Annotated in this window: 10 protein-coding genes and 1 pseudogene; 2 read left to right on the top strand and 9 right to left on the bottom strand. The window is 43.9% G+C overall.

The genetic code is table 11. The annotated features are described in order from the left end of the window. Window positions 1-418: pseudogene (locus tag AB4329_RS16925) on the top strand (transposase); the annotation flags it as partial. A 264-nt stretch (window positions 419-682) separates the two neighbouring features. Here AB4329_RS16925 and AB4329_RS16920 read toward each other — a convergent pair. From AB4329_RS16920 to AB4329_RS16900, 5 genes are all read right to left on the bottom strand, one after another. Then, window positions 683-1,021 (bottom strand): hypothetical protein, encoded by a 339-nt coding sequence (locus tag AB4329_RS16920; protein ID WP_065681862.1) that lies wholly within the window; start codon window positions 1,019-1,021, stop codon window positions 683-685. A 217-nt stretch (window positions 1,022-1,238) separates the two neighbouring features. Further along, the gene (locus tag AB4329_RS16915) at window positions 1,239-1,847 is read right to left on the bottom strand and encodes a sugar O-acetyltransferase (RefSeq protein ID WP_372138826.1); all 609 of its coding nucleotides are present in this window, start codon (window positions 1,845-1,847) and stop codon (window positions 1,239-1,241) included. Window positions 1,848-1,943: 96 nt separating this feature from the next. After that, window positions 1,944-2,318: a VOC family protein gene (locus AB4329_RS16910; RefSeq protein ID WP_372138824.1), complete on the bottom strand. Its 375-nt coding sequence runs from the start codon at window positions 2,316-2,318 to the stop codon at window positions 1,944-1,946. A 72-nt stretch (window positions 2,319-2,390) separates the two neighbouring features. After that, on the bottom strand, window positions 2,391-3,089 hold the full coding sequence (locus AB4329_RS16905) for a pseudouridine synthase (protein WP_372138823.1): 699 nt from the start codon (window positions 3,087-3,089) through the stop codon (window positions 2,391-2,393). Beyond that, window positions 3,089-3,250 carry a hypothetical protein gene (locus AB4329_RS16900; RefSeq protein WP_017066554.1) on the bottom strand — a complete coding sequence of 54 codons (162 nt, stop codon included), beginning with the start codon at window positions 3,248-3,250 and terminating at the stop codon, window positions 3,089-3,091. The genes AB4329_RS16905 and AB4329_RS16900 overlap by 1 nt, the downstream gene beginning before the upstream one ends. Window positions 3,251-3,458: 208 nt before the next feature. Between AB4329_RS16900 and AB4329_RS16895 the strand changes: the two genes are divergently transcribed. Then, on the top strand, window positions 3,459-3,860 hold the full coding sequence (locus AB4329_RS16895; protein ID WP_017065706.1) for a YkgJ family cysteine cluster protein: 402 nt from the start codon (window positions 3,459-3,461) through the stop codon (window positions 3,858-3,860). 53 nt (window positions 3,861-3,913) lie between these two features. On the opposite strand, the gene AB4329_RS16890 is transcribed toward AB4329_RS16895, so the two are convergent. The 4 genes from AB4329_RS16890 to AB4329_RS16875 form a co-directional block, all read right to left on the bottom strand. After that, on the bottom strand, window positions 3,914-4,315 hold the full coding sequence (locus AB4329_RS16890; protein WP_017059210.1) for an NUDIX domain-containing protein: 402 nt from the start codon (window positions 4,313-4,315) through the stop codon (window positions 3,914-3,916). A 228-nt stretch (window positions 4,316-4,543) separates the two neighbouring features. Further along, window positions 4,544-4,924, bottom strand: a complete 381-nt coding sequence (locus AB4329_RS16885; RefSeq protein WP_137002089.1) for an STAS/SEC14 domain-containing protein — start codon at window positions 4,922-4,924, stop codon at window positions 4,544-4,546. A gap of 121 nt (window positions 4,925-5,045) precedes the next feature. Beyond that, window positions 5,046-5,540: an HAD family hydrolase gene (locus AB4329_RS16880; RefSeq protein WP_372138822.1), complete on the bottom strand. Its 495-nt coding sequence runs from the start codon at window positions 5,538-5,540 to the stop codon at window positions 5,046-5,048. A gap of 130 nt (window positions 5,541-5,670) precedes the next feature. After that, entirely contained in the window at window positions 5,671-6,135 is a 465-nt protein-coding gene (locus AB4329_RS16875) for an ASCH domain-containing protein (protein ID WP_372138820.1), read from the bottom strand. Window positions 6,136-6,246: the final 111 nt, after the last annotated feature.

Raw genomic sequence — 6,246 nt, 5'->3', positions numbered from 1 at the left:
ACAATGGGTGGTCGATTGCTGACAAGTAGGATACGGTCAGGCTGCACTCAACTATTTGGCGCGCTATCTCTATCGCGGTGTGCTGCCTGATGAAGACATCATCAGTATCACAGATGATACTGTCACCTTCCGCTATAAAGAGAGTCAGACCAATGCATGGCGAACGCGCACCTTGCCCATTCTGAAGTTTTTGCTGCTCATTTTGCAACACGTGCTGCCCAAAGGGTTGCAGAGAGTACGAGACTACGGATTTTTACGTGGTCAAGCTCACGCCTTAAGAGCCCGCATTCAACTGCTGTTATTGAACTTGGTCTATATGATGCCGCCACTAACGGCACCGATAAGGAGCAAAGCGATAAGAATCTGCCCTTGCTGTGAGCATGAGATGGCGTGTGTTGGAGTGAGCCGACCCATGTAGCCGAAAGGCATTTGATAATAAGGAGAATGGCATTGACGAAATCAAAGGAGATGTGACGACGAAAGAAACGAAAAATAGCTAACTGGTTGATAAGATTGCTATCGCAACCTTATCTTGACCCCGCTCGCCTTGAGAAAAGCCTCAAAGCGATGTGCCCTTCAAGTTCAATCGTACAATTTACTTAACAAAGTGGCTTCGGGCTTGTTCAACACTCGGGATTTAGTGTTGGCTGCGCAGCACCTTAATCCTTATTTGTTATATGTTTTACTTACTAATATGCCAAGCCATTACACCACTAGTAATAAGTAAAAATATACCTATCAATCCGACATTAACTGCAAAACTTACTTTATTACTTTCGTCTTGAAAGTCATTGGTTCGGGACACAAGTTCACGATGAATCATTAACGACAAAAAGTCTTGATTAGCTGGATTGTTACCATCAAATGTAATGCCTGCCAATACAACAAGTAAAACCCCGGCATATGCAATGTAGTCAACCAAGTCTATTGTGGATAGGTAATCAAAAAAATTGCGAGAAATTAGCAGAGCTACCGAGATCACAACAAGATAAGCTAAAATCCCTTTGAGAAAACCCTTCATTGAAACTCCCTGTACATATAACAGCTATCAAACAGAAAAATTCTGCACTTAACTCCAGAATAATTTTGTCTAGTTTCTAAGATAGATAAGTAATATACAACTAAGCCATTGCATAACAATGACTTATGTCACAGCTAATTTCAACCATGTAGAAAATATAGAATTTTTATGTATAGCATGACGAGATGGGAAGCCATCACACTAATGTGGGAAATACTTACTTTAGCTCATCTGGAATACGGCGATCTTTGTGGTAATACTCTCGGTCGCGTTCGTTGATTTCGCGTACCACACGGCATGGGTTACCGACAGCAACCACATTGGCTGGGATGTCTTTGGTGACGATGCTGCCAGCACCTATTACTGAGTTTTCACCAATGGTGACACCAGGAAGTACGACGGTGTGCGCGCCAAGCCATACATTGTTACCAATACGAACGGGAACATTGAACTGCGCTGCTTTTAGCCTGAGTTCTGGGCTGATGGGATGTGTGCCAGTGGCGATGGTCACGTTAGGCGCAATCATCACGTTGTCGCCGATGAATACATCTGTGTCGTCGACCAGAGTTAGATTGAAGTTCACGTATACATTGTCGCCTAGGTGGGTGTGACGCCCCCAGTTCGCGTGTAACGGTGGCTCGATGTAGCAGCCCTCACCGACTTCGGCGAACAGTTGCTTCATGATTTGTTGTCGTTTATACCCTTCACTAGGACGAGTGTGGTTGAAATCGTATAGCACTTCTAAGCATTGAGTTTGCTCAGCAACCAAATCAACGTCGTCACAGTAGTAAACGTCTTGGCTGTGCATTTTAGCCTTTATATCCATGCTTGAACCTATTTGATCATTGCCTTATGTAGGCAGAAATAAAGAAACAGATGGATAATTTGAAGTTTTCACTGGCCTCAATGCAAGTTGGATGCATTAACGCGGCCTGATGTTTTCAGCCACACGCCACAGCACACCACTTGGGTCAGTGATACAAAACTCAAGCATTCCCCAAGGCTGTTCAACAACCTCGGAAACGGTAACTTCAAAATCCGACACTACATTAGAGTTTTGGATGTGTTGATACCAACTTTTTACGTCTTCAACCAGCAAGTGCATCATGTAATTGTGACAGTGCGCAGGTTCATAAAAGTTTTGCAGAAGGAACGCACAACTGCCGTGTCGTAGATAGGCGATATCGTGAAATTCAGACTTCACTTCAAAGCCGATTGACTGGTAAAAACGCTTGGATAAATCGAAGTCTTTCGCGGGTACAAAAGACTTAGTTTCTGAGACTTTGAGGTTTTCCATCCTACATCCTTATAGTATTGATATTCCGGTGCTGACACGCTTAACGCTTAACGCTTTAAGTGGTTACGGTGTTTATTCAGAGTCTTGCTGAAATGAGTCGACTTCGGCTTTAGTTAGATAACGCCACTGACCTGCTTCAACATCTAAACGTACATCGCCAATCTGTTCACGGTGTAGGCCAACAACTCGATTCCCGACCGCAGCAAACATTCGTTTTACTTGATGAAACTTACCTTCTGTAATGGTCAACAGCACTTCTTTACTGGTAATCACTTCGAGCTCTGCCGGACGCGTCGGTTTTTGTTCGCCCTGCAATTGAATGCCCGCTTTAAACTTATCAGCGACATCGTCTTTGATATCTCGTGACAATGTCACGCGATACACCTTCTTACACGACTTGGTTGGCAGAGTGATGTTGAATGACCATCGCCCATCATCGGTAATCAAGACTAAGCCTGTGGTGTCAGCATCTAAGCGCCCTGCAATGTGCAGTTCTGATGCTTTGTCTATCTCGATGTAGTTGAACAATGAAGGATAAACTTCGTCGATGTTAGAGCAGATAGTACCCGCAGGCTTATGCATTAAGAGGTAACGAAATTCACGTAATTTAAGAGGCGTGCCATTTAATAAGATGGAGTTGCTTTCATGAACCTGAGTCGATTCATCGGTGATAGTTTCACTGTTTACGTTCACCTCGCCATTATGGATGCGTTCAATCGCTTCAGGCTTGGTTAGGTCAGTGCTTTTACATAGGTATTTATCAAGGCGCATTAATCGTCGGCACCACATTTAGCACAAGGCTTGTAAGTTCGTTCACCTTGCTCGATAACCACATAGTCACCAACGCACTTGTCACATAAAGCGAGCTTTGGGTAAGCCTCTTTTTGTTTCTTTGCGTTAATGTTGACTTCGGTGGTGTATACGGTTCTCATCTTGATGCCTTTGCTTGAATAACGTGAGAGGCGCAAATTGTATCACTGTTTACAGCTTTGATTGGAGTGGCGGTTCATAGATAAATTGATTTTAAGTACCGCTATTCCAAGTTCCCGCCCGTAACGGCTTAACCATGAACAACAAAATCAACGTGCCACGCCTATCAGTGGTAAAATGATAAAAGCTCACCAACTTATGAAGTCGATAATGAAAGATTGTAATCAATGCGGAAAATGCTGTATCAAATACGGAGATGGCGACCTTGCCGCGACTCAAGAAGAGATCGATTTGTGGGAGTTGTTCAACCCAGACATCTTTGAATATGTTCGAGGAAGCGAGATCTGGTTCGACCCTGAATCTGGCGAACGTTTAACTCGCTGCCCTTTTCTGGAGCTGGTTCCGACGAAAGACACCAAGGCTCAAGCCAAGTACACATGTAGCATTTACTTAGACCGACCAGAAGATTGCCGACACTACCCAAGCCTAATTAATGAGATGGTACGAGATGAGTGTGAAATGATTGAGGTGGTGGATTTACAAGACACGAAGAAAGCTCAAAGGAAACTCGACCTGTTGATGAAAGACAGCCGCCCTTCAAGCTATTCGTAAGCGATGATCTTTTGAAGATCAATCTTCAGTATTAGCTAGTAGCCGCTAAAACCTTAAGCCAAATACTGGTTCGCTTCTAACCAATCAAGCGCAACCAGTGCCGCCAATGAGCATACCGCTCTGTCGTTGCCATCCACAAACTTAAGCTCTTCAATTTCGGCATCCGGAGACAGTTCGCCAGTATAATCAGCAAGATAGCAAGTCAATTGCACCGATACGCCTTCCGCTTTGCCATCAGCTTGGCCTGTAAACGTCTCGACGTATTTGATGGAGTCAGGCACTAAATCAACTGAGATCTCTTCTTTGATTTCGCGAACCAGTGCTTGCTCATCACTTTCGCCAGCTTCACGCTTACCACCCGGTAGATAGAACAGTTCTTTGCCTTTTGATCTGACCATCAACAGCTTGCCGTCTTTGATGAATATCCAAGCCAGCTTATCAATTACCTTATGCATGTCGTTAGACCTTATTTCTGTTTTAGTTCTCGTTCTTACTGAATCAAGCCACACCATTAGTCGCGACCAAACAAAGCCTGGGTATGTTACACGCTGGAAGGAATATACTCTATTGAATCGAATAGGAAATATCATAACCACAACGAAAAATGACAGCGTTCGAGACAATTCTCGTCAACTGTCATTGGCGATGTTTACGAACTGCTCTCTAGCTGCCCGCGAATAGTATCAATCGACTAGCCACTTAAGCGCAGAGTCATGGTCTTCGAATGACTTAATCTCACCGGACACAAACCAGCTCCCTACTTTTGAAGCGAATTCTTGCCAGCTTTTATCGCCGAAAATAGCAATCTTGTCTATCTTAGAATTGAGCTCTAATCCCAGTTTAAAATCATCCCAAGCTGCACGTAACTCCCATCCTGTTAAGGTTGAGATATCGACCAGCATCTTGAGTTTAGATGAATCGAGTTCTTCTAGCGTGGTATTTAGAATTGGCATCATTGCCTGATAGTCATCGTGTGTGAGTTTGCCTTTCGCTTTGAACACAACGATGGTTTCACCGCTAACACGTTCAATTCCAACCGATATTCCGTGACATTCGATACTCATAACCTAGCCCTCATAGTGGAAACTAGAGTTAGCTTAGAGGATTAAACAGCAAAGAGATGAGAGGTTTACGTCAAAACGGACAAGCGCTTTATCTGAACTTAATATCAGAGAGTTAATCGCGCTACTCCAACAGTTCGCTTAGGGATTGAACTTGTACGATACCTGGATGCTGTGACTTAAGCTCAGCACCTTCCGTGTTCAACCACACCGCTTGCAAACCCGCTTCAAGTGCTGGGTAAATGTCTTTCTCTAGAGTGTCGCCTACCATGGTGATCTCTTGTGGTGAAACACCGAGCTTAGAAATAATGGCAGGATAGAACCCCGACTCGAACTTAGAAAAGCCAATGCTCGCCTTACAAAAGTAACCCAAGATATATTGAGACAGGCCAACACGCTTGAAGGCACGAATGATGTCGTCTTTACTGGAATCACCAGCATTGGTGGCAACATACACTTGGTGATTTTTGGAGAGTTCAGCCAGTAATGCACGAGCACCACTCACTTCTTGTACGATTTCCCAGTCACACATCTTCCCTTGTGCGTCTGGGAAATCGACCATCAGCGTATTGCCCCAGTCGAATAAGACTATTTCTGTTAATTCGATTAGCTTTGTCATCTTGCCTCCTGCATACGATGAATTATCTAATGTTTAAGCGAGCCTATAAAAACTTCTCGGACGGTTAGGCTCATTATGGACAACCTTGTTACTGTTTATGGAGCACGATCTTCTAAACACAAAATACCCTTTATTGATAAACCACTTTGAAACGCTCCAACATAAGTAACATGTCTTCACTTGGTGAGATCTTGAGCTCTTCACATTCACGAGAGAAGAAGTTCCAGTGAGCTTCTTTCCACCATTCGAGTGTTTTATCACCCTCACCTTCGGCAGCAGCAAACTCCGCCGTCACTTCGTTATATTTGCACTGTGAGACTGAAGTGATCTCTACAATGCAAACTGGCTTGCCATCCCAGTCAGTGACGACTTGCAAGTGACCAACTACTGGTCTCGTCTCGCCTTCATGGCTGTACCAATATTCAAGGCTGCAAGACGCTTGTTTTTCACCCTTGAGAATTAACTGGGCGCAGAGGTTGGCGTTGTATTCATCAGCACAGTAATAGTCGGCACTAAAAGAGGTGTATTGCGAAGCAACGTCTGCTGGTAATGTGTTGAGGTAGCTATAAAGATAAGCTTTGCTTCTTTCTTCCATGATCTTTCCAAATTCAATATCAGGTTGAGCCGATAAACACTTATAGATTAAGCATCTGGCTGCATTGGGAGTAACCTATCAAGTCAGGTTATAGCTGTAAACCGAGTGAAT

This window comes from Vibrio sp. 10N.261.54.A5 (genome assembly GCF_041471145.1).
GTDB classification, from domain to species: domain Bacteria; phylum Pseudomonadota; class Gammaproteobacteria; order Enterobacterales; family Vibrionaceae; genus Vibrio; species Vibrio crassostreae_C.
Note: the sequence above shows the minus strand (reverse complement) of the source record. Positions and strands in the feature narration are given on the sequence as shown.

What these genes read in the sequence shown, in the direction of transcription:
- AB4329_RS16895 (WP_017065706.1), top strand. Translation starts at nt 3,459, where the DNA reads ATGAAAGATTGTAATCAATGCGGAAAATGCTGTATCAAATACGGAGAT.
- AB4329_RS16885 (WP_137002089.1), bottom strand. Translation starts at nt 4,924, where the DNA reads ATGAGTATCGAATGTCACGGAATATCGGTTGGAATTGAACGTGTTAGC.
- AB4329_RS16920 (WP_065681862.1), bottom strand. Translation starts at nt 1,021, where the DNA reads ATGAAGGGTTTTCTCAAAGGGATTTTAGCTTATCTTGTTGTGATCTCG.
- AB4329_RS16910 (WP_372138824.1), bottom strand. Translation starts at nt 2,318, where the DNA reads ATGGAAAACCTCAAAGTCTCAGAAACTAAGTCTTTTGTACCCGCGAAA.
- AB4329_RS16890 (WP_017059210.1), bottom strand. Translation starts at nt 4,315, where the DNA reads ATGCATAAGGTAATTGATAAGCTGGCTTGGATATTCATCAAAGACGGC.
- AB4329_RS16900 (WP_017066554.1), bottom strand. Translation starts at nt 3,250, where the DNA reads ATGAGAACCGTATACACCACCGAAGTCAACATTAACGCAAAGAAACAA.
- AB4329_RS16915 (WP_372138826.1), bottom strand. Translation starts at nt 1,847, where the DNA reads ATGGATATAAAGGCTAAAATGCACAGCCAAGACGTTTACTACTGTGAC.
- AB4329_RS16905 (WP_372138823.1), bottom strand. Translation starts at nt 3,089, where the DNA reads ATGCGCCTTGATAAATACCTATGTAAAAGCACTGACCTAACCAAGCCT.
- AB4329_RS16875 (WP_372138820.1), bottom strand. Translation starts at nt 6,135, where the DNA reads ATGGAAGAAAGAAGCAAAGCTTATCTTTATAGCTACCTCAACACATTA.
- AB4329_RS16880 (WP_372138822.1), bottom strand. Translation starts at nt 5,540, where the DNA reads ATGACAAAGCTAATCGAATTAACAGAAATAGTCTTATTCGACTGGGGC.